13 protein-coding genes are annotated in these 21043 nt (G+C 73.8%); 7 read left to right on the top strand and 6 right to left on the bottom strand.

The genetic code is table 11. The features are described from left to right. Window positions 1-8 precede the first annotated feature (8 nt). From ACSNOH_RS15445 to ACSNOH_RS15425, 5 genes are all read right to left on the bottom strand, one after another. On the bottom strand, window positions 9-740 hold the full coding sequence (locus ACSNOH_RS15445; RefSeq protein WP_436721911.1) for an HNH endonuclease family protein: 732 nt from the start codon (window positions 738-740) through the stop codon (window positions 9-11). A 172-nt stretch (window positions 741-912) separates the two neighbouring features. After that, window positions 913-5187, bottom strand: a complete 4275-nt coding sequence (locus ACSNOH_RS15440) for a hypothetical protein (protein ID WP_436721900.1) — start codon at window positions 5185-5187, stop codon at window positions 913-915. A 3-nt stretch (window positions 5188-5190) separates the two neighbouring features. Next, complete coding sequence (locus ACSNOH_RS15435) at window positions 5191-8940, bottom strand: hypothetical protein (RefSeq protein ID WP_436721899.1); 3750 nt, start codon at window positions 8938-8940, stop codon at window positions 5191-5193. A gap of 226 nt (window positions 8941-9166) precedes the next feature. After that, window positions 9167-9709, bottom strand: a complete 543-nt coding sequence (locus ACSNOH_RS15430; RefSeq protein WP_436721898.1) for a DUF4232 domain-containing protein — start codon at window positions 9707-9709, stop codon at window positions 9167-9169. 146 nt (window positions 9710-9855) lie between these two features. Next, a complete protein-coding gene (locus tag ACSNOH_RS15425; RefSeq protein ID WP_436721897.1) occupies window positions 9856-10530 on the bottom strand; it encodes a transglycosylase SLT domain-containing protein in 675 nt (224 codons plus the stop codon). A 336-nt stretch (window positions 10531-10866) separates the two neighbouring features. On the opposite strand from ACSNOH_RS15425, the gene ACSNOH_RS15420 reads away from it, so the two are divergent. Both ACSNOH_RS15420 and ACSNOH_RS15415 read left to right on the top strand, forming a co-directional pair. Then, window positions 10867-12417, top strand: a complete 1551-nt coding sequence (locus ACSNOH_RS15420) for an SDR family oxidoreductase (protein ID WP_436721896.1) — start codon at window positions 10867-10869, stop codon at window positions 12415-12417. Window positions 12418-12548: 131 nt separating this feature from the next. After that, window positions 12549-13010, top strand: coding sequence for a hypothetical protein (locus tag ACSNOH_RS15415; RefSeq protein ID WP_436721895.1), 462 nt, complete (start codon window positions 12549-12551; stop codon window positions 13008-13010). A 31-nt stretch (window positions 13011-13041) separates the two neighbouring features. Here the strand turns inward: ACSNOH_RS15415 and ACSNOH_RS15410 are convergent, their stop codons facing one another. Next, window positions 13042-14601: an ADP-ribosylating toxin gene (locus tag ACSNOH_RS15410; protein WP_436721894.1), complete on the bottom strand. Its 1560-nt coding sequence runs from the start codon at window positions 14599-14601 to the stop codon at window positions 13042-13044. 272 nt (window positions 14602-14873) lie between these two features. Here ACSNOH_RS15410 and ACSNOH_RS15405 point away from each other — a divergent pair, with 272 nt between their 5' ends. The 5 genes from ACSNOH_RS15405 to ACSNOH_RS15385 all read left to right on the top strand — a co-directional run bounded on the left by ACSNOH_RS15405 (window position 14874) and on the right by ACSNOH_RS15385 (window position 20715). Then, window positions 14874-15557 (top strand): Crp/Fnr family transcriptional regulator, encoded by a 684-nt coding sequence (locus tag ACSNOH_RS15405; RefSeq protein WP_436721893.1) that lies wholly within the window; start codon window positions 14874-14876, stop codon window positions 15555-15557. 170 nt (window positions 15558-15727) lie between these two features. Continuing rightward, window positions 15728-16666, top strand: a complete 939-nt coding sequence (locus ACSNOH_RS15400; protein ID WP_436721892.1) for a hypothetical protein — start codon at window positions 15728-15730, stop codon at window positions 16664-16666. Beyond that, complete coding sequence (locus ACSNOH_RS15395) at window positions 16663-18972, top strand: hypothetical protein (protein ID WP_436721891.1); 2310 nt, start codon at window positions 16663-16665, stop codon at window positions 18970-18972. The genes ACSNOH_RS15400 and ACSNOH_RS15395 overlap by 4 nt, the downstream gene beginning before the upstream one ends. A 67-nt stretch (window positions 18973-19039) precedes the next feature. Next, the gene (locus ACSNOH_RS15390) at window positions 19040-20230 is read left to right on the top strand and encodes a PE-PGRS family protein (protein WP_436721890.1); all 1191 of its coding nucleotides are present in this window, start codon (window positions 19040-19042) and stop codon (window positions 20228-20230) included. Then, the gene (locus tag ACSNOH_RS15385; RefSeq protein WP_436721889.1) at window positions 20227-20715 is read left to right on the top strand and encodes a Pycsar system effector family protein; all 489 of its coding nucleotides are present in this window, start codon (window positions 20227-20229) and stop codon (window positions 20713-20715) included. Before ACSNOH_RS15390 ends, ACSNOH_RS15385 begins: the two co-directional genes overlap by 4 nt. Window positions 20716-21043 lie beyond the last annotated feature (328 nt).

The raw sequence follows: 21043 nt of genomic DNA, 5'->3' as shown, positions 1-21043 counted from the left end.
ACGCGGGGTCAGGAAGTGCAGGTGTCCAGCATGGTGGTGAGCATCTTCTTCTCGTCCTCGGTGACCGTCAGACCGTAGGTGGACTTCACGGACGTCCAGGCCCGGCCGTACACGCACCAGGCGGCCTTCGACGGGGGCTGCCACTGGTCCGGGCTCTGGTCGCCCTTGCTGCGGTTCGTCGCCGCGGAGACGGTCAGGACCTGGGGGTGCGTGAGGTCGTTGGCGAAGGCCTTGCGCCGGTCGGTGGTCCACTGGTCGGCGCCGGAGCGCCAGGCGTTGGCCAGCGGCACGATGTGGTCGATGTCGACCTGGGAGGCGGCGGTGAAGGTCTTGTCGTCGTAGAGGCTCTGCCACGTGCCGGAGACCGCCCGGCACTGGTCGTCGCGCTTGACGTCCCGGCCGTCGCGCTCCAGGGCCGTCTCGCGGGTGTCGCACTTGTTGCCCTGCTGGGCCCAGTGCGGGAACTTGTCCCGGCTGTAGCCGGTCATCGGCCGGGGCTTGGCCACCGTCAGGCCGGACAGCTGCTTGCGCGCCTCGCCCGCCGGCGGCAGGCCCGGCAGGACGTCACGGCCGCCGCCCTTCCCGTTCCCCGGCGCCGCCTGGGAAGGGGAAGCGCTCCGCGCGGGCGCCTTCGTGCCGTCGGCCTTGCTTCCCTTGCCGTCCCCGCCGCAGCCGGCCAGCGCCAGCCCGGCCGCACACACCAGCGCCACGCCCGCACCGGCCCGCACCTGATACCCCATCACTACCGCACTCCCCCAACCCATGGCCGGACCGCCCGCTGCCAGGCTTCCCGCCAGGCATTGCCGCAAACGGAACGAAAATGCCATCGATCGCTTTGATCAGCAAATCCGGCACACAGGGTGACTGTGCGTGTACCGCCCCAAGTGGCCCCGGACCGGGGCCTGTACCCCCTCACTCCTCCAGGACGAGTCTGCCGAGCAGCGTCACCGTCAGGCCGAAGTAGTCGGCGTGAACGAGCCTGCGGGACACCGGGTGGTCGGCTCCGCCGGCCGTGACGGTGCCGGTGGCCGTGGCACGGTCGGTGAGGTAGGTCTCGTATTCCTCGATCAGGAGGCGGTAGTCGGTGAAGAGTGCGGTGGACGGCGGGGTGAGGTCGCCGGTCCAGGCGAAGCCGGTGCCGCGGGGGCCGCAGGTCAGCTCCAGGGCGGGTGCGGCGGGCGCCCAGGCGAGGTCGCCGGAGCCGCGGGCGCGCTTCTGGACCGTGGCGACGACGCGGCGGCAGGCGGCCATCGCCGCCGTGCCCGTGCCCGCGAGCGCGCCGAGGGCGTTGGGGGCGGCCGGTCCGGTCAGTTCGAGGTGGATCCCGCTGCCGGTGGACGCCATGGCGGCGGTGACGGTGCGGCCGGGCAGCAGCTGGGTGAACTCGGCCAGGGCGACCTTCGACAGGTGCAGGGGGTCGAGGGAGAAGGGCTGGTAGCGGGCGAGGGCCAGGCGCACGTACGGGAAGTAGGCGGGGCTGTCGGCGAGGTCGCCGAGGTCGATGTCGATGTCGCAGGACCACAGCCCGAGCCGCCGGTCGAAGACGGGCGGGAAGAGCGCCAGCGGGACGGTGACGGGCGCGTCGCCGACCGGCTCGGCGAGGACGCCGGTGGCGGTGCGTTCGGCGTTGGGGAAGTTCGCCGGCCGCAGGCGGGGAAGGACGGAGTCGTCGGCCCATACGGGGTCGAGGCCGCAGCGGGTGACCAGTTCGGCGGGGAGGCGGCTGCCCGGGTCGAGGACGACGGCGAGGAGTTCGTCGTCGCCGGAGGAGAACCAGGGGCGCTTGAGGTGGACGCGGACGCCCGCGGGCCGGCGGGCCTGAGTGACCTGGTGCAGGGCGTGGTCGACGGTGCGCTCCCGGCTGAAGGTGGGCACGACGTGGCTGATCAGGGGCGGTTCGGGGCGGCGGGTGCTGGGCACCGCCCAGCCGCTGCCCGAGGGCCCGCTGCTGCCGGGGCCGCGGCTGGTGACGAGCTCGGTCCGCTCGGTGATCGCCGGGTGGAAGTACTCACGGAAGCGGGTGGTCGCGGTCGGGGTGTAGGTGACGTTGCGGTGCCGGGTGTCGCGGAACTCGTGGCGGACGTCGCCGCGCGGGAAGCCGCCGAGCCGGATGTCGTCGTCGAACGGCTCCAGGGTGAGTTCGGCGACGCGGTCGTGGCCGGAGATCTGCCGGGGCTCCGGCTCGGTGACGTCGTCGTGCCACTCCGTCCACGTCGCGTCGAGGTCGACGCGCCCGGTGCTTTTGGCGTGGGAGCGCAAGGAGCCGGACAGCCGGGCGAAGGTCTCACCGGCGCCGCGGAAGAAGGTGAGATCGCCCAGGACCGGCGGCTGGAGCGGCCGTTCCACGGCGTGCACGAGGGTGACGTCCACCCACGGGGTGATCATCCAGTTCTCGCCCGCGGCGGCCGCGGCCGTCAGCTCGTCCTTCTTCGGCTGCGGCAGCCGCACCGGGTCGTTCCACAGGGCGGAGCCGGTAAGGATCTGCCAGGCGCGGAAGAGGCCGAGGTCCTCGGCGTCGATCCGGCAGCTCATGCGGACGGTCGCGGTCTCGCCCTTGGGCAGGAAGACGGTCACGACGCCGCCCGCGCCCCGCACCGGCGGTCCGTCGCCCTCCTCGATCCGCAGCCGCAGGGGCCGCGCCTGCGGCCACGGGCCGGTGAACTCGTACGTCTCGTTGGGGCGCGCGCCCGGCAGCCCGCGCAGCGAGACGCCGCGCGCCGGGACGTCGGGCAGGTAGGGCAGGAGCAGCTGGTCGGCGGTGTGGATGACGTACTCGCCCTGCTTGAGGCCGCTGCCGCGGGGCACAGGGAGCTCGGTGAGGGGAGAGGTGTCGTGCGGGTTGTGCTTGACGACGTGGATCGCGTGGGCGGCCTTGAGGTCGCGGGTGACGTGCGGGTTCTCGGCGGGGCGGACGACCGTGTCGAGGTAGGTGCCGGCCTCGCGGGAGGCGGAGGCGAAGTACTCGCTGCGCACGTCCGCGGGTTTGCCGGGGCCGAAGGCGCCGTCGTACTGCCCGTGCTGCTCGGCCATGAGCAGGGAGGTCTTGGGCGGGCTGAGGTGCCGTTCGTCGAAGGAGCGGTAGCGCCGGTCGGGGCCGTCGAGGGGGTCGCCCGGCCCGTGGTCGGGCACTTCGCGGTTCCTTCGCGTCGCCCACTCCAGCGGGGACATGGGCGTGCCGTTTTCGTCGACGGTGCTGCGGATGACGAGCCGCGGTTCGGCCTCGCCTTCCAGGAAGGGCCACTTCGGCACGATGACGGGCGGCGGTACGGGCTCCCACCGGGCGTAGGTGACGGGCTCGGTCGCGGTGCCCTCGACGGACGGGGCGCCGGGGGCGAGGCTGTTGCCCGCGAGGTCGACGAGGCGGGCGCGCAGCCGGTACGTGCGGCGGTAGCGCAGGGCGGGCAAGGTGCCCGCGGTCGGCCGGAAGGTGGCGTCCAGCGGGAAGTCGGCCGACACCTCGGGGTCGGGCACCTGGGGCTGGTTGTCGGCGCCGAGGGTCCTGCCGGGCGGCGGCGCGGCCAGGCTCCAGCCGTTCCAGCCGAACAGGGCCTGGTGGACGAAGAGCTGGTTGGCGCCGGTCTTGTCGCCGGTGACGGCGGTGGCTTTGACGTGGCCCTCGTCGGGGGCCGCCGCGATGGGTACGGCCGGCTTGCCGGGCGGCCGGAGGGCGTAGGAGCCGGTGCGGGCGCACAGGGGGCGCCAGGTGGTGACGCGGCCCGTCGCGGGGTCGACGACTCCTGCGTCGACGCGGTAGCCGCGGACGAGGTGGGCGGCGTCGAGGACGGCCGCTTCGACGGGGCGGCCGTCGGGGCCGACTCCGGCCGTGTGGTGGCCGTCGGCCGCCATCTGGTCGGCCAGGAAGGCGTCGCGGCCCTCGTAGAGGACGGTCAGGCCCGCGCCGTGCAGCGCGGGCAGGGCGGTGGGCTCGCCGGACGCGGCGTGGCCCGGGTCGCCCAGGTCGGTGAGCACTTGGTCGACGATGCGGGAGAACTCGACGTACTTCATCGCGGCGCCGTCCACGTCGAGGTCGAGGGTGTGGACCTCGTCGGTGCCCAGTCCGAGCATCCGGTGGCCGTGGAGCCCGTCGTCGGCCGCGTACGCCTCGAAGCGCCGGCCTGCCACGTAGCGCAGGGCGGTCCACGGCCGCAGTTTCTTGTCGCCGTTGAGCTGTTCGTGCGGGGCGGTGAAGGTGACCCGGGCCTGCCAGTGGTCGGCGAGCCCGGGCGGGGGCGTGACCAGGAGGTCGAGGGCCAGGCCGAAGCGGCGCAGGAGTTCGGGGTAGTCGGCGAGGAGGGCGCAGGCCGCGTGGAAGTCGAACTCGGGCGCCGTGGGGGGCGGAGCCGGCGGCGCGGCGGAGGCGTCTCCGGCCCGGCGGGCCGGTGGGACGGCGGGCTTCGCGGGAGTCGCGCGGTCGTAGAAGCGGTAGGTCTCGGCGAGCGCGAGGAGGGCGCGGTCGCCCTTGTACTCCTTCGTGGTGCGGTCCATGCACAGGGGTCTGAACGGGTCGGGGGGCGGGGCCGCGTGCGGGCCTCCGCCGCCCGTGCTCCCGCCGGGCGGTGCCTGGATCAGCCGGTCGAGGCGGCCGTAGAGCGTGGCGACGTCGCTGGAGAAGGCCCGTACGGTACGGGTGAGGTTGCCGGTGAGGTCCTCCGTTTGCGGGTGGTCCCAGCTGCCTGTCGTTGCGGCGGCCTGAGCGTCGTCCGCCGGGGCCGCGGGCGTCGTCGCGGCGGCGCCGAGCTGCGGTTCGCCGGTGCCGGGGAACGCCCTGCGGTGGGCGGTGGCCGTGGCCGCCGCCTCGTACAGCGAGGTGATCTGCTCGTGGACGGCCCTGCTGGGGAAGGAGCGCAGGGTGGGCGGCCCGGCGGCGGCCGCGGCGAGGGCGCCGGGCGGCGGGCTCACCTTCGTTGCGGGGCCGAACAGCTGGGGCCACAGGGCGCTGTCGGCCGGCGGGAAGCGGTCGGTCTGCGGCTGCGTGGGCACGGCGACGGGGGTCCCGCCGGGGGCCTGGAACTCCACTCGGAGGGCGGTCGCGTAGTCGCGCAGGGTCTTGGGCCAGTCCTTGAAGCCGGGGAAGGCCTCGAGTGTGCCTGCGCCGGTCAGGCGCGGGCTGACGAGGACGGTCAGCCGGAGCTTCCCGTCGGCCGCCGTCCCGTCGGGCAGTACGGTCCACCGGATCGTCTCGGGCATGGCTCAGCTCACTTCCGCGAAGGCGGTGCAGTATTCGGCGACGGGGTCGCGCCGGGCGCCGGTGACCGGATCGGTGTAGGGCGCCATCATCTCGGCGAAGGTGACGGGGCGGCCGGCGTCCGCCGCTTCCCCGCTCGCCGCGGTCAGCGCGGTCAGGGAGCTCCCGGAGCCCGTGAACCGCTTCTCGCACTCGATCGTGACCGACTGCGACCAGAAGCCGATGTGGATGCTGACGGAGATCCGGGCGCGCCCGGAGACGGTGTTCGGCGGCTCGAAGGTGAGCTCCAGGCAGATCTCGATGGAGGCGGAGACGATGCCGAGGATGTCGACCTCGCCCCGGGCCCGGAAGTAGCCGGTCAGCCGGGATTCGCCGGAACCGAGCTCCAGGCGGTAGTAGATGCCGGCCATCACCGACAGGCTGCCGCTGGCGACGCCGAAGTTCATGGACAGGGCGGCGCCGAACTCCAGGGCGCCCTCCAGCACGGCCACCCGCTCCGGGGTCAGCACGATGCCGAAGAAGCCTCCGCCGCCCAGGAGGGAGACGGTGAGGCGGAAGGGGGCCTGGCGGGTGCAGAAGAAGAAGCCGATCTCGACCGTGCGGCCGATGAACGGCAGGTCGAGGTGGGCGCCCAGGCGCAGGTTCTCCAGGCTGAACACGCCGATGGCGAGGTTGGGCAGCGGCAGGGCGTAGCGGGCGGTGATGCCCGAGGGGGTGACCTGGATGCCCGGCGGGTCGCTGAAGCCGTCGACGGGGATGAGCCGGCGCAGTGTCTGGACGAAGGCGAGGGGCCCGATGAAGTCGATGCTCTCCAGGACGACGTCGATGTCGGGCTTCTTGCCGGCGCGCATGCCGAAGCGGACGTGTTTGAAGGTCAGTTTCAGGACGCGGAACGGTGGCGGGATCAGCAGGAGGCTGAACTTCTCCAGGCTGCAGGTGATGTCCGCGCCCACGGTCAGGTCGGAGCGCAGCGATCCGCGGACGTCGACGACGATCGAGAAGCGGCCGCCGGGCTCGGGGACGAAGACGGGGTCGGTGGCCGGGAACTGCTGGATCTCCGGGTTCCACTCCAGGCGGGCGTTCACGGTCTCGGGCAGCTTGGCGCCCTGCGCGGCGCGTTGGACGGCGTCGCGGAGCGCGATCGCCTGTCCGGCACTGGTGGTCCAGGTCGCGACCTGCTGCTGGACGCGGGTCAGCAGGGTGCGGACGCCGGGGTCCGCGTCGGCCGGGAGGGCGGCCAGGAGGTCGGTCAGGGCGGTGCTGAAGGCGGTGAAGGCGTTGTCGACGTCCTGCATCGAGGTGGCGGGGGGCGTGGTGCGCCCGGGGAGCCGCTCCTCGATGAAGTCGCCGACGGTCTTGACGAACTTCTCGGCGGTGTCGGCGACGCGGCGCGCGGCGGCCGGGTAGCGGTCGGCCTCGTGGAGGATCAGCTCGCGGACGCGCTGCAGGTCGGAGAGGAAGCCGGTGACGGCCGTGATGGTCTCGGTGAAGAAGTTCGGCACCTTCAGGGGCTTGTCCAGGGTGTCCACCAGCTTGATCACCTGGGCGAGCGGGATCAGGCCGAGCAGCCTGGGGCCGATCTTGTCGATGAGGTCCAGCGGGCGGAAGTACTTGTCCGGCTGGAAGGTGCCGTTCGCGATGAGGTCCAGGGGATCGGTGTGGGCGGCGTCCGCGACGCCGGAGACGGGGCCCGTCAGGCGCGACAGCCCCGCCACGGCGATGCTGGGGGCCGAGAGCCCGCCCGACTTGTCGCTCTGCCGCTGGAAGTCCAGCGTGAGCGGATTGCCGGCGGGCGTGAGGAGGCGGAGGAAGACCTGGCCCTTGTTGGGCAGCCGGACGGGGTCGGCGGCCTGCGAGAAGCCGGAGAGGGCGTAGCGCTTGGCATAGGCCACGGGGACGGTGGCGTCCCCGCCGGCGAGCGCCTTGACGGCGGGCACGGTCGCGTACGCCCACTGGAGTTGCGGGACGAACTGGGCGTTCTTCGAGCGGGCGGGATCGGCGGGAGCGGGGTCGGCAAGGGCGGGCGGGGCCGCCATGCCCCACACCATCTGCGCCACGTCCAGGCTGGTGTCATCGGCGCGCTGCGTGGGCGCGAGGGCCACGGTCTGGCCGAGCAGGTCGGCGCCGGTGAGGGTGGGCACCTCGGGAGCCGCGGCGGGAGCGGCGGCCGTGGGCGGGTGTGTGTCCAGGGCGTTGTACTCGTCCACGGCGCGGGTGAGTTCGGTGCCGGACGCCTTGCCTTCGTCGAGGAACTGCAGCGGCGTACGGAATTCCACGATGCGCCCGCTGTGGTCCACCGCGGTGACCGCGAACCGGAACGGTGCCTCCGTCTGCGTCGCGGGGAAGAACTTCTGCGGGTCGGCGGGGTCGACGAGGTCCGGCGTCACCACCGTGTCGATGCGCACGCTCCGGAAGGGGAACAGCATGTTCGTCAGCGGGGCGGCCGGGTCGGAGCTGCCCGGCAGCGGCACGGAGGGGTCGTACGTGCGCAGGGGCTCGCGGACCACCACGAATCTCCGCTGGTGCAGATAGGCGGCGCGGGGGTCGCCGAACTTGCGCTCGGTGACCTTGACCAGGACCGCCTTGTGCCCGAACGGGCAGAGGTATCCCTCCCGCATGACGCGGACGTAGTGGTCGCGCCCCATGGAGGTGCGGTTGCGCCATTCCGAGAGCGAGATCCCGGCGGGGCGCTCCGGCCAGCTCCCGAGGCTGTCCAGCCAGCCGCCGACGGCCGAGAGCATCAGCAGCTCCACGTCGACGGGCTTCGGGACGTAGGGCTGCCCGCCGGGCTTGCGGAGACCGTAGTTGGAGGTGAGGTCGACGATGTCGTGCCGGTCCTGCGGCAGGAGCGCCTGCCGGAAGGGCGGGGGTTCGGCGGGGCCGGGCCCCCGGCCGCCCTCCCTGTCCCACAGGGCACGCACCCGGGTGCCCTGCAGCCTTGTGTGCCACAGTTCGACGCGCTCGCCCGGCGCCGGCTCGGGGATCGCCCCGCGGTGGATCCAGCGGTCCTTCTGGGAGGGCGAGAGGTAGAGCCGGTAGGGCAGTTCGATGCCGGTGGCGGGGTGGTCGGGATCGGCGAGCGGGTCCTGGGGGCCCGCGGCCGCCGCCTCGCCGCCGGAGCCCGCACCGGCCCCGGCCTGCGCACCGGACGGCTCTGTACCGGAGGGCTCCGTACCGGAGGGCTCCGTACCGGACGGCTCGATCACCGCTCCCGCCGCGGCGGCGGCTTCGGCTGTGGTCCGCAGGCCGTGGCGCGCCGCGAGTTCGGCGGTGGTGCGCAGCAGGCGTACGAGGGCGAGCGTCCTGGCCATGGAGCCCCGGCCGGCGGGGTCCGCCCCGGGCTCGGCCTCCGCGCCGGCGGGCCGCACGGTCACGGCGAGGGGCGGCCGGTCGGGTTCGCGGGCCGCGTCGACGACGCGCATCGGCAGCCGGCCCATGGCGCCGAGCAGCCCGTCCTCGGTGTAGTCGATCGCGTCCTGCGGGCCGACCTCGAAGACCAGTACGCTCCTGCCGCTGATGCGGGAGCCGACCGGCACGTCGCGGGGTTCGCCCGGCGGCGGCTCCAGGTCGTCGAACGCGTGCTCCACCACGTGCTGCGGGCCGAAGGTGACGATCAGCAGGCCGTCCTGCTGCGGATCGGCGCGGACCAGCCGCCGGCTCCCCGCCGTGTCGTCGAATCGCAGCCCGGGAAATCCGAAGGAAAGGTCCAGCAGGTCGGTGCTGCGCAGAATGCGGATCGATGCGGGTGTGCTCATCTCGCCCCCTGTTGCCGTGCTCCGGACCGGGTGCTCGCGGAAGCGAGCATCGCGGATCCGGGACGCCGCCGATACCCGTGGGGTACCACCAGTCACTTACCCCGGACGGCGCACCGAGCGTTAGGCCGAACGAGTGTCCTTTCAGCGGGCGGCGGTCCGGATGCGCGGGTGCCGGCGGCCGGCTGCGGCGCGGCCGGCGGCACCAGGGGGCGGTCGGCGTGCGTGGTCAGGAGACGCTGATGGTGCGCGCGAAGGCCGTGACGGACAGGTCTCCGTTGGTGACGGTCTTGTCGAAGGGGATCGTCAGATGACCGCGGGAGGCGGGCGGCGTGACCCTCAGGTAGCGGGCCTTGACCATGCGCGGGGCGTCGGCGTGCGCCCATGCGAGTGCGGCCTCCGCGGTGCCGCCGGGCCGTATGAGGAGCGTCTTCTTGCCGGGGTCGGGTATGAAGTACGTGCTCCCCCACGTGGTGTGCGTCGTGACGGCCTTGTGGCCCGCGTCCTCCAGCTGCAGGCCCGGGTAGCCGCGCAGGGCGCATGTGCGGTCGGACGTGTTGGTCAGGATGAGCACGGTCCCCTCGTGCGACATGCCGTTCTGGTGGCCGCCCTTGTCCGACAGCGAGGCCTGCAGGCCGGAGACGTCGCAGGTCGGCGTGGGGGCGGCGGCCGGCGGGGCGGCCGAGGCGGTTCCCGCGGCGCCGAGGGCGGTCACCGCCGTCATTGCCGCGGCCGTGGCGGCTGCCCTCAGGGACAGGGTCTTGCGTAGCATCGCGCGCCTCCGGTGTTCATCGGTCGTCTCTCCACCGCTTGCCACATCCGGGGCCGTCCATTCCTCGCCGCACGCCCGAGGGCGGTGACACCTCTTCTTCAGGGGTGTCACCGCCCTCACGGTGATGCTTGGCTGTCCGCCGCGGATCAGTACGCGGAGTTGACGTTGTCCATGGAGCCGTACTTGTCGGCCGCGTAGTTACAGGCGGCGGCGATGTTGGCGACCGGGTCGTAGATGTCCCAGGACGTGCCCTCGACGTGGTACGCCTTGAAGGTCGGGTCGATCACCTGGAGCAGGCCCTTGGACGGCACGCCGTTGACGGCGTTGACGTCCCAGTTGTTGATGGCACGCGGGTTTCCGGTCGACTCACGCATCACATTGCGCTTGATGCCGTCGTAGGACGCAGGGATGCCCTTGGCGCGCAGGATGTCCAGCGCCTCGCGGATCCAGCCGTCGACATTGTTGGCGTACGCCTTCTTCGCCGGGGCGGCGGGCTTGGCCTCGATGGCCTTCCGCTCGGTGGAACGGTTGGCGGCCTGCTTCTCGGCCCGCTCCTTGTCGGCGCTCGCCTTGCCGGCGTCGGCCTTGGCGGCCGTGACGGCGGCGTCGGTGTGCTGCTCCAGAGCGTCCTGCTGCGTCTCACCGAACGACTTGGCGTTCCACGCCACCGGCTTCACGGAAGCCGCGGAGGCGGTGTCGGCGGCGAAGGCGTTCGGGGCGACGGCGACTGCGACGACGGCGGCACCGGTCGCGGCGAGGCCGGCGACGGAGAACTTGTGAATCTTCGGGAGACGGGTATAGCCGGAGATGGTGGAGCGCATGAGTGAGCTGAACCTTCCAATCGCGGATGTCGCCTGGCCCTGAAGCGGCGCAAAAACGAAGCGCCGTTTCTCGGTCGACGGCGCCCAGCGACCCCGCAATTGTTAGCGGCGGCAAAAACCCCTGACAAGCACTGTGATCTACTACCGGCTTTCATAGCCGCCGAAAATGTGCCGCCCTTTCCCCGGAATTCCGCGGGCCGCGGCAACTAAGCGCTTTCGTAAGTGATCCAGGCCTCATGGGGGGCCTCACACGCGGCGGGCCCGGTCGTGACGCGGAGCAAGCGCTCTCCTGCGTGGCGTCACCGGGGACGGGGGTGCGTACGGAACCGTGGAGGCATGGATTCCAGCACGCACGTCCCCGGCCCCGGAGCGGAGCCGTCCCGCGTGCTCGTCGTCGGTGCGACGGGCTACATCGGCGGGCGGCTCGTGCCCGTGCTGCTCGGGGCCGGGTACCGGGTGCGGTGCCTGGTCCGCGAGCCGCGGCGGCTCCGGGACCAGCCCTGGGCCGACCGGATCGAGACCGTGAAGGCCGACGTCACCAGCCCCGGCACCCTTCCCCCCGCGTTCGAGGGCGTGGACGTCGTCTACTACCTCGTGCACGCCCTCGGCACCGGCACGGACTTCGAGGAGACGGACCGGCGGGCCGCGCTCGCCGTCGCACGGACGGCGAAGGAGGCCGGGGTGCGGCGGATCGTCTACCTGGGCGGGCTCGCTCCCCGGCAGGTGCCCGAACGGGAGCTCTCGCCCCACCTGCGCTCGCGCGCCGAGGTCGGCCGCATCCTGCTCAACAGCGGCGTCCCCACGGCGCACCTGCGCGCGGCCGTGATCATCGGCTCGGGCTCGGCGTCCTTCGAGATGCTGCGCTACCTCACCGAGCGACTCCCCGTGATGATCACACCGCGCTGGGTGCACACGCGGATCCAGCCGATCGCCGTCCGCGACGTGCTGCGCTGCCTGCTGGCCTCGGCCCGGCTGCCGGACGAGCTCAACCGCGGCTTCGACATCGGCGGCCCCGACGTCCTCACCTACCGGCAGATGATGGACCGCTACGCGGCCGTCGCCCGGCTCCCCCGGCGCCTGGTCCTGCCGGTGCCCGTGCTCACGCCCGCCCTGTCCGGTCTGTGGGTGGGCCTGGTGACGCCGGTGCCGGGCAGCATCGCCCGGCCGCTGGTGGAGTCGCTGCGCCACGAGGTGGTCTGCCGCGAGCACGACTTCGCCCGCTACGCCCCGGACCCGCCCGAGGGGCTCCTGGGCTTCGACGAGGCCGTCCGCCTGGCCCTCAAGCGCGTACGGGACGCGGACGTGGCCACCCGCTGGTCGTCCGCCTCGCTGCCCGGCGCCCCGAGCGACCCCTTGCCGACGGATCCGGGGTGGTCCGGCGGCAGCCTCTACGAGGACCGCCGCGAGGTGACGGTGGACGCGCCCGCAGAGGAGCTGTGGCGGGTGGTCGAGGGCATCGGCGGCGAGAACGGCTGGTACTCCTTCCCCCTGGCGTGGTCGGCGCGCGGGCTCCTGGACCGGCTCGCCGGCGGCGTCGGCCTGCGCCGCGGGCGGCGGGACCGCTACTCGCTGCGCATCGGCGACTCCCTCGACTTCTGGCGCGTGGAGGAGATCGAGCGCGGCCGCCTGCTGCGGCTGCGGGCGGAGATGCGCCTGCCCGGGCGCGCGTGGCTGGAGCTGACGGTCGCCCCGGACGGGCCGTCGCGCGCCGTCTACCGGCAGCGGGCCCTGTTCCGGCCGCACGGCCTGGCCGGGCACGCCTACTGGTGGAGCGTGGCGCCCTTCCACGCCGTCGTCTTCGGGGGCATGGCGCGCAACATCGCGGGACGGGCCGCCGCGGGCACGCCCGGGACCGGAGCATCAAGGGCTCCGGCGCCCGGCGCGTGAAAGGTCCCGGCGCCCGGCGGCTGCCGGGGGCGCGCGCCGCCCGGCGCACTACCGCTCGCCCGAGCCGTACCGCTCCGTCCGGGCACCACGCCGTGTCTGATAGGGACAAATCAGGAAGAGGAGACCGATCCATGCCCATGCGCATGCCCCTGGCCCCCTTGTTCAGGGACCGCTCGCGCGCCGCCCGCACCACCGCCGGCTGTGCCCTGGCCCTCGCCCTCGCCGCGGCGGGCGTCGCCGGCCCGGCCCCGGCCGCCGCCGCCCGGCCGAAGCAGTACACGACGGCGCAGGTGCACGCCTTCCTCGTGAAGTTCTACGGTCAGCACGGCCCGAGCGCGTCCGACCGGATCCACAAGGTGGACGCGGACCTCCGGAAGCGGGCCGCGGCGGCCAAGGGCCACGACGTGCTGCTCTGCGCCCGGAGCGCTCCGCGGAGCATCTCCGTCGGAAGGGTCAGGGCCGAGCCGTCGGGCATGGGATGGGCCACGGTCACCACGTACTGGAAGAGCGGCCCGCAGAAGCACTTGACGGCGTACGTCGGCCTGAAGCGCGAGCTGCCGATGAAGCTGTACGACGTCACGTGCGACGAGTGAGGCCCGCGGGCCGCCGGGCTCCCCGCGGGCCTCAGCGGTCCCAGTCCTCGTTCCAGATCAGCGTGTTGCACTGCGCGATCTCGGACTTCGCCTGCACCACGGCGCGCTGCCGGGACTCCAGGACGCGGCCCTGGTCCGTCTTCAGGCGGTAGAAGACGTCGAAGGTCCGGGCGGCCCCGTACCCCTTGGGCACCAGCCAGCCGGGGGACTTGCCGTCCGCCACGGGGTAGGTGTACTCGCTGCCGCCGCGCTCACGCACCACGACCTGCGTCTTCGACGGGACCTTCTCGTTCGCCGGCACCTTGCCGGCCGTCTCCCACAGGACGTCCATATAAGTCCACCACACGCTGCACGGCAGGGACGCCCTGGGCACGGGCAGGATGGGCAGGACGCCCTTCTCCAGGCGCGGCGCCGGGGGCGGGTCGGCCGTGGCCGTGCGGAAGACGTCCACGAGCACCTCGACGAGCTGCTCGGTGAGGAGGACGGCGTCGACGACCTCGCCGACGACGGGGACGACCTGGGCGGCCGCGAGGGCGGCCAGCGCCACGGCGTTGACGGCGATCGCCTCCGGGTCGCCGTGCTCGATCCCGTCGGCGATGCCGAGCGCCTGGCCGAGGCCGGGGACGACGGCGCCGGTGACGGCCACCTTGTCGAGGGTGGTGGCGTTCTTGTCGGAGAACGTCTTCGCCATGCCGTAGACCCACGTCCCGACGCCGGCGGCGGAGGCCGCCACGTGGGCGCCGCTGACCTCGCGGACCTTGGCGTGGGTGAGCTCGGCGGTGGAGTGCGCCTCGCCCCAGGTGGGCCCCTCGGGGCTGCGCTTGGGCAGCCGCTCCACGTGCCCGGCGTCCTGCGCGACCTTCTTCGCCGTGGCCTTGGCCTTCTCCTCGACCCTGTCCCAGTCCACGGGCAGGCAGCGGTCGGCCGACCGCTTGACGCGCCCGGTGGGGGCGAGGCAGTTGGCCGGGGCCGCCGCGTAGATCGCGGCGTCCATGGCCGAGTTCTTGCCGCGGAACTCCACGGCCTTCTCGGCCTTGGCCCGCTCCGCCAGCTTCCAGGGGACGATGAACTCGCTCCGGCCCGTGCCGTCGTCGGCGATCTTCAGGACGGTGTTCTTCTCGCCGAGGGCGTCCATGAGCGGCTTGTCGCCGGGAACGCCGAACTCCTCCTTGACGAAGCGCAGCTGGCGGTCGAGGAAGGCGTCGCCGGTCTCGTCGGCTCTGTGCGCGAGGTGGACCGTCGCCACGTTCACCTCGTCCGGAAGGGTCACCCGGACCACTCCGCCCGCTGCCGTGCCCTCCTCGTTGGTGCTGTAGCCGGCGGCGTGCCCGGTGGTCTCGGCCAGGTAGAGCCCCTTCCAGTTCGGGTCGTGGTTCCCGGCGCTGCCGACCGGGCGCAGCCCTTGGAGGATCGCGTCGAGGTGGCCGGGCTTGTAGCCGTGGAAGGCCTCCAGGCCGGTCTGCGTCGCCTGGGTGATCCGGTCGCCGCCGGGGGCGGGGACGGGGGCGGCGTGGGCGAGTTCCGCGGAAGCGGCCGCCATCATTCCGGCGAAGGCCGTGGTGGCGAAGACGCGCTGCGTCGATATGCGCATACTGCTCCTCATGCGTGACGGGTGGGGACAGGAGGGGTGATGCGGAAGTTGAGGATGATCCTGCCGTAGAGGACGAGACCGGGAACATTGGCCTCAAGTAGGGCGGTTCGCGCCGTGACCCCCGCCGCGGGAACGGCTCACCCCCGCCAACCGGAGGGGTTTAGTCCGCGCTCGCGGACGTACGCTCCCTTTTCCCGCGGTCCCCGGCCGGCCCGGCAGGCGGGCGGCGGCCGGGAAGAGGGCGACGGGACGAGGGCGAGGAGAGGCAGGCGATGGAGTTCGAGGACCGTGTTCCCTTCGTGGTCCGGCTGGAGGCCGAGGACCGGCAGGCGCTCTTCGGGAGCGGGACGCCCCTCGTCTTCTCCGCCCGGCAGGTGCTCCTGCGCGAGCACGAGCCGACGGCGCACGTGCTGATCCTGCTCTCCGGCTGGACGAAGGTGACCTCGGCCGCCGCCAACGGCTACGAGGCCCTGCTGGCCCTGCGCGGCCCCGGGGACATCGTCGGGGAGGGCGCCGTGCTCAGCGGGCGCCCCCGGAGCGCGACGGTCACGGCGCTGGGACGGGTCGAGACTCTGGCCGTCGACGCGGACCGGTTCAGCGGCCTCCTCGACGAACGGCCCGACATCTCGCGGAAGTTGCTGGCCCTGACCGCGGACCGGATGCGCGACAGCGACCGCCGGCGCCTGCAGTACGCGGCCCTGAACGTCCAGGAGCGGCTGGCCCTCCTGCTGCTGGAGCTGATCCGCAGCCACGGGGAGGAGGCGGAGGACGGCGTTCAGCTGACGCCCGGTCTCACCCAGAGCGAGCTGGCCGGCTCGGTCGGCGCCTCCCGGGAAGCCGTCGCCCGGCTGCTGAAGGGGCTGCGGGAGCGGGGCATCGTCCGCACGGGGCGGCGGGGGCTGGTGGTGATGCGGCCCGACGTGCTGCGGAGGATGGCGCGTCAAGGGGAACGGTGACGGACGGCGGCCCGCGCGGCGCGGCTCCCGGACGGCTCCGTTGTGTGTACGCCGTCACACCGTGAGTGTGCTAGTTTCCGTCGCCTCAAACTCCGTTTCAGTGGCACCTTTTCGGTGTCAAGAAGGCCTTCACGGCCTGCGTCTCCACACGTCTCCAGCGGAAGGCGGCCATGCGCGAGCCTGTCAACCGGACCATCCTCCTCCTCGACATCGAGCGGTTCAGCCGCCGCGACGACGTGGTGCAGGCCGTGCTCCGGCGCACTCTGAACTCGGTCGTCGACCAGACGCTGGTGACGGCGGGCGTCGAGGCAACCCAGCAGTACCGCGAGGACCGCGGTGACGGGCTGATCGTGCTCATCAGCGGGGACGTCGCCAAGACCGCGGTCCTGCGCGCGCTCCTGACGGTCACGCCCGAACTCCTCCACGACCACAACCGCCTCGCGTCGGGCGGTGCGCAGATGCGCCTGCGGATGGTGCTCGCCGCCGGCGAGGTCGCCCACGACCCGCAGGCCGGCACCACCGGCGGCCTCGTCGGGCACGACCTCAACCAGGCCTTCCGCCTGCTCGACTCGGACGCCCTGCGCCGGGCGCTCGCCGGGCAGGCGGACGGCGACTGCGTCCTGGCCGTGAGCACGCCGGTGTACGAGGGGGTGGTCCGGCACGGTCACCACGGGATCCGGCCGGAGCTGTTCCGGCGCACGGAGGTGACGGTGAAGGACGGGGTGCTGTCCGCGTGGATCCAGGGAGGCGGGGCAGCAGAGGCGGAGGCGCAAGCTGAGGCGGCTGAGGCGCCGGCGGGTGGGGATGTGCCCGGCGCCGCGTCCGGCTCCCCCGCGTCGGCTCGGCACCAGGGCCAGGCTCCGGCTCCGGCTCCGGCTCCGGCTCCGGCTCCGGCTCCGGCTCCGGCTCCGGCTGCCGAGCGTCCCGGTGGCGCGGTCTTCCACTTCCACGGCGCTCCGGTGGTGCACGGCTCGCTGGTCGGCGGCGATCAGCACGGCGTCAGCGGCGGACACGTCACCGGGGACGTCGTCCTCGGCGGCTCCGGCACCAAGTCCGCCCCGGCCGACCGCTCCGGCGAGCCCCGCACCGAGGACGGGGGCCGGTCGTGAGCACGCCGTACGACGACCCGGCGACCGCCGACGAGCCGGCACCGGACGCGGCTGCAGGCCCGTCCGGCCCCGGACCGGGCGAGGGCCCGGAACCGGGCCCGGACCCGGCCGCCCCCGGGTCCGGAGCCGGCAGCGAGCCGGACCCCGAGGCGGAGCAGCACGCCTGGGACTCCCGCCGGGACCTCTACCGCCACAGCCCGGGCATCATGCTCGGCCGCTCCGCCCGGCTCGGCGGCTCGCTCGTCGGCGGTGATCAGCACGGCGTGAGCGGCGGACAGGTCACCGGGGACGTCATCCTCGGCGGCAGCAAGGTCGAGTACCGGCTCGGCGGGGACGAGGAGGAGCGGTCCGGGGAGATCCCCGTCGCGGAAGTCGAGTCCCTCGCACGGACCTTCGTCTTCCCGTCCGGCCCCGAGGACGACGACGGCCTCCCGGGCGACACGTGGGCGCCCGACAGCCCGTTCGGCCTCGCGCTCGCGCGGCTCCGCGAGCACCGCGTCGCCGTCCTCTCCGGCCCGGCGACCACCGGGCGCCGCGCCGGGGCCCTCATGCTGCTGCGCGCCGTCGGCTCGACGGCCTACCGGGCCCTGGACCCCGCGCTCTCCCCCGGCCGCCTCGCCGGAGAGCTGCGCGACGGCTGCGGGCACCTCATCGACGACCTCCCCACCAGCGCGGAACAGCCTCTGCGCGAGCACCACTTACGCGCCCTGAGCGAGAAACTGCACGCCGCGGGCAGCCACCTCGTCATCGTCGTCGGCCCGCACCCCGTCGTGCACAGCGGCGACGGCGACGGCGGGCACGTACCGTGGCGGCCGCCGGAGCCGTCGGCCCTGCTCCGCGGGATCCTGCGCCACGAGGATCTGGCCGGGCACGATCCCGACGCCCTCCTCGCCCTCCCCGAGGTGCAGTCGGCGCTCGGGCACCGGCGCCCCGTGGCCGAACTGGCCCGCTTCGCCGGGCGGATCGCCGCGTACGCCCGGGGCGACCTGACCCTCGCCGACCTCGCCGCCTTCGGCCACTACGCCGCCGAGCGGCAGGTGCGGGCCTGGTTCGACAGCACGGAACAGACCCTGCACGACAAGGCGTTCCTGATCGCGCTCGCCACCTTCAACGAGGCCCCCTACCCGCTGACCGCCGAGCTCAGCGACGTCCTCTTCGGCCTGCTGCAGCGCATCGAGAACCCCGGCGAACCCGCCCGCATCCCCGTCTTCGGCACTTCCAGCGCCCAGCGTGTCGAACGCGCCCAGGCCGACCGGTACCAGGAGGCCGAGGACACCGAGTGGGGCCCCGTCCTGCAGACGAAGGTGCAGTTCCGCGACCCGCTCACGGCCATCACCCTGCTCCGTGAGGTCTGGACCGGCCACCCCTCGGCCCGTCCCGCCCTCGTGACCTGGCTGCGCCGCCTGGCCGACGACCCCCGCCCGGTCGTCCGCACCCGGGCCGCCTCCACCGCCGCGGTCCTGGCGCAGACCGACCTGCCGTCGACCATGGCCCTGCTCATCCGGCCCTGGGCCACCGAACGGCGGCTGCGCGCCCGGCTGGCCGCGGGCAACGCGCTCGCCCTCGCCCATCACCTGGGCACGCCCCACGTGCCGCGCATCCTGCGGGAGTGGTGCGCGGCCGACGACCACCGGCTGCGCCGGGCCGCCGTGCGCACGTACGCGCTCGTGGGGGACGCCTTCCCCGGGGAAGCCGTCGGAGCGCTCCTGGAAGCGGCGCGGGTCCTGAGCGCGCGCGGCCGCCCTGTTCCCACGTGGCCGGACGAGCTGGACGAACTCGCCCAGTCCGCCGCCGCCGTGCTGCTCGCGGCAGGCCAGAACGCCGCGGGACGCCGGGACGGCGGCGCCGCGGCCGAGCTGTGGCCCTGGCTCGCCGCCCTGGCGCGCGACGGGCAGGTGCGGGAGTTCGTCCTGCACGCGTTCGTTCACGCCTGCGGGCCCACGGACAGCGGAGACGGCGCCGGCCGGCCGCTCCTCCTCGACCTTTTCGGCCGTGCCGAGGCCACCGCAGGCACCCCCGGCGCGCTTCTTCGGCAGTCGCTCGCCGCCCTGTGGCGCACGGCCCTCAACGACCCGCTGTACTCCGCGTCCGGCCTGTCGGCCATGCGCGGCTGGGTCCGCGCGGCCGCCCACGACCCCGAAGCCGAACGCGCCCTCGCCGGGCTGCTGCCGCTCCTGGCCGTATCCGTCGAGGACACCAAACGCCTCGTCTACCTGCTGGAGAACCTGCGCGGCGGGGCCGACCCGGCTCCGCCCGCCGTCGCCCTCCGGCTGCGCGGCGTCCTGTCCCCGCCGTCCGCGCCCTGACCGTCCGGCAGGCCCGGACCCGCTCACTCGTTCCCCGTGCGCAACCGTCCCGAGGAGAAGCAGCACCATGAGCCCGCAGCCCCAGTGGCAGCAGGATGCGAACCGCCACACGCAGCTCGTCGACCCCGTCGTCACGATCCAGGAGCTGTCGCGCTTCAAGCCCCTGCGCAGCACGCGCGTCGACTACGCCCTGGTCTTCACCACGGCGCAGGGCGGCCTGGACCCCTTCCTGCCGCCGAGCCGCCCGAGCCGCGCCGAAGTCGCCACCCGCCGGTGGACCACCGTGTACGAGGTCGACATGGGCCTGCACGACGCGGGCGCGGTCCTCTCGCTGCCCAGCAGCAACGACGCGTTCCTCTTCGAAGTGACCCTGAGCTGCAGCTGGCAGGTGCTGGACCCCGCCGCGTTCGTCGCCAGCGGGGAGCGCAACGTGCCCGCCCTGGTGCAGCGCCTCGTCGACGACGCCGTACGGCCCGTCCTGCGCGGATACGCGATGGAGGACAGCGCGACGGCGGAGAGGGCGGCGCAGGACGCCCTCGCCGCCGCCGGGCCGCTGGGCGCCGGCGCCGGACTGCACGTGCGGTGCGGCATCCAGATCCGCCGGGACGAGGCGGCCCTCACCCACGAGCGGGAGCTGCGCGACATCGAGTTCGCGCGGCGGAAGCTCGACCCGCAGCACGCGCTGCTCATGCGCGAGGACGAGCTGGCGGCGCAGCGGGCGCTCGCCCAGGGGCAGCACGAGCACCGGATCGCGCTGCAGCACCAGAACCTCGGCCACGAGCGGCAGCTGATCCGCGGGCAGCAGGAGCTGGAGCTGCAGGAGCTGGAAGCCCAGAAGATCCAGTACTACGCGTACTACCTGGAACGCGGCGGGCCCGCCGCGCTGGCCTTCCACCTCGCCCAGCACCCCGAGGACGCACGCATGGTCCTGGACAACCTCCGGCAGGACCAGACGCGGGCCATGCAGAACCAGCTGCAGATCGCCCTGCAAGCGTTCGGGGGCGGGCCGGGCCGGCTGGAGGAGCACCAGCTCGACGAGCTGCGCAGGCAGGCGATGAACGCGGCCAAGGAGGCCCTCCTGCCCGGCCTGCCGCCGTCCCCGCCCGACGGTGCGCCCGCGGTCGAGGGCCCGGCGGCGGACAGCGGCGCCGTGCCGCCGGACGCGGCGCAGCCGCAGGAGCCGCGGGACGATGTGCCCCCGGCGGACGCGGGCCCGGTCTTCGGTTACCGCCCGCCGACTCCGCCTCCCGGCCGATGACCACCGCCGAGCGGCTGCTCGCCGAACTGCGCCAGGAGGCGGCCCGCGCCGACACCAAGGGCTCCGTCCTGGTGGCGGCACAGGGCATGGCCGCGTCCGTGCTCGTCGGTGTGCTCGCCGTCCGGGGCTGGCAGCCGGCGGCCCTCTCGCCCGGCGGGCAGGTGCTGTGGTGGGCGGGCGCGGTGTGCTTCCTCGGCTCGCTGCTCTCGCTGCTGATGTCGGTGACCCCCCGGTACCGGACGCACGGCTGGCAGCCCGGCCTGCCGATCACCCACTTCGCCGACATCCGCGGCGCCGCCCGCCGCGGGCCGGAGGCGCTGGAGGAGGCGCTGCGGGAGACCGAGCGCGCTCCCGCGGCCGCGGTCCTCGCGGCGCTCGCGGAGAACAGCCGGATCGTCGCCGGCAAGTACGGGTGGCTGCGCGCGGGCATGGCCGGCTTCATCACGGCGATGGTGCTGCTGCCAGGTGCGCTCCTCGTCGGCTGAACCGCCGGTTCCGAACTCTTTCCGTACGACCAGTCAGGAGGCGCACAGCCATGCCCGAACAGGACGGTCCCGGCAGGCCGGCGGCGGCTCGTTCACGACACGAGCCGCCGGGCGGGGAAACGCGTCCGGCGTACCCCGCGGGGGCGGAGCCGCCGGCGTACCCGGCGGGGGACCCGCCACCGGTGTACCCGGGGCATGCCACACCCCCGGCCGGCCCCGGCCCGGCAGAACCCGCGACACTCCGGGCCGAGCCGCCGGCGTACCCGGCGGGGGACGCACCCCCGGCCTACCCGGGCGCGGCCGGATCCCCCGCGCCCCCGGGCGGGGA

The organism is Streptomyces sp. URMC 127, assembly GCF_051386535.1.
Classification (GTDB): Bacteria; Actinomycetota; Actinomycetes; order Streptomycetales; family Streptomycetaceae; genus Streptomyces.
Note: the sequence above shows the minus strand (reverse complement) of the source record. Positions and strands in the feature narration are given on the sequence as shown.

Coding starts and splice junctions, on each gene's coding strand:
- ACSNOH_RS15445 (WP_436721911.1), bottom strand. CDS start 740: ATGGGGTATCAGGTGCGGGCCGGTGCGGGCGTGGCGCTGGTGTGTGCG.
- ACSNOH_RS15440 (WP_436721900.1), bottom strand. CDS start 5,187: ATGCCCGAGACGATCCGGTGGACCGTACTGCCCGACGGGACGGCGGCC.
- ACSNOH_RS15435 (WP_436721899.1), bottom strand. CDS start 8,940: ATGAGCACACCCGCATCGATCCGCATTCTGCGCAGCACCGACCTGCTG.
- ACSNOH_RS15430 (WP_436721898.1), bottom strand. CDS start 9,709: ATGCTACGCAAGACCCTGTCCCTGAGGGCAGCCGCCACGGCCGCGGCA.
- ACSNOH_RS15425 (WP_436721897.1), bottom strand. CDS start 10,530: ATGCGCTCCACCATCTCCGGCTATACCCGTCTCCCGAAGATTCACAAG.
- ACSNOH_RS15420 (WP_436721896.1), top strand. CDS start 10,867: ATGGATTCCAGCACGCACGTCCCCGGCCCCGGAGCGGAGCCGTCCCGC.
- ACSNOH_RS15415 (WP_436721895.1), top strand. CDS start 12,549: ATGCCCATGCGCATGCCCCTGGCCCCCTTGTTCAGGGACCGCTCGCGC.
- ACSNOH_RS15410 (WP_436721894.1), bottom strand. CDS start 14,601: ATGCGCATATCGACGCAGCGCGTCTTCGCCACCACGGCCTTCGCCGGA.
- ACSNOH_RS15405 (WP_436721893.1), top strand. CDS start 14,874: ATGGAGTTCGAGGACCGTGTTCCCTTCGTGGTCCGGCTGGAGGCCGAG.
- ACSNOH_RS15400 (WP_436721892.1), top strand. CDS start 15,728: ATGCGCGAGCCTGTCAACCGGACCATCCTCCTCCTCGACATCGAGCGG.
- ACSNOH_RS15390 (WP_436721890.1), top strand. CDS start 19,040: ATGAGCCCGCAGCCCCAGTGGCAGCAGGATGCGAACCGCCACACGCAG.
- ACSNOH_RS15385 (WP_436721889.1), top strand. CDS start 20,227: ATGACCACCGCCGAGCGGCTGCTCGCCGAACTGCGCCAGGAGGCGGCC.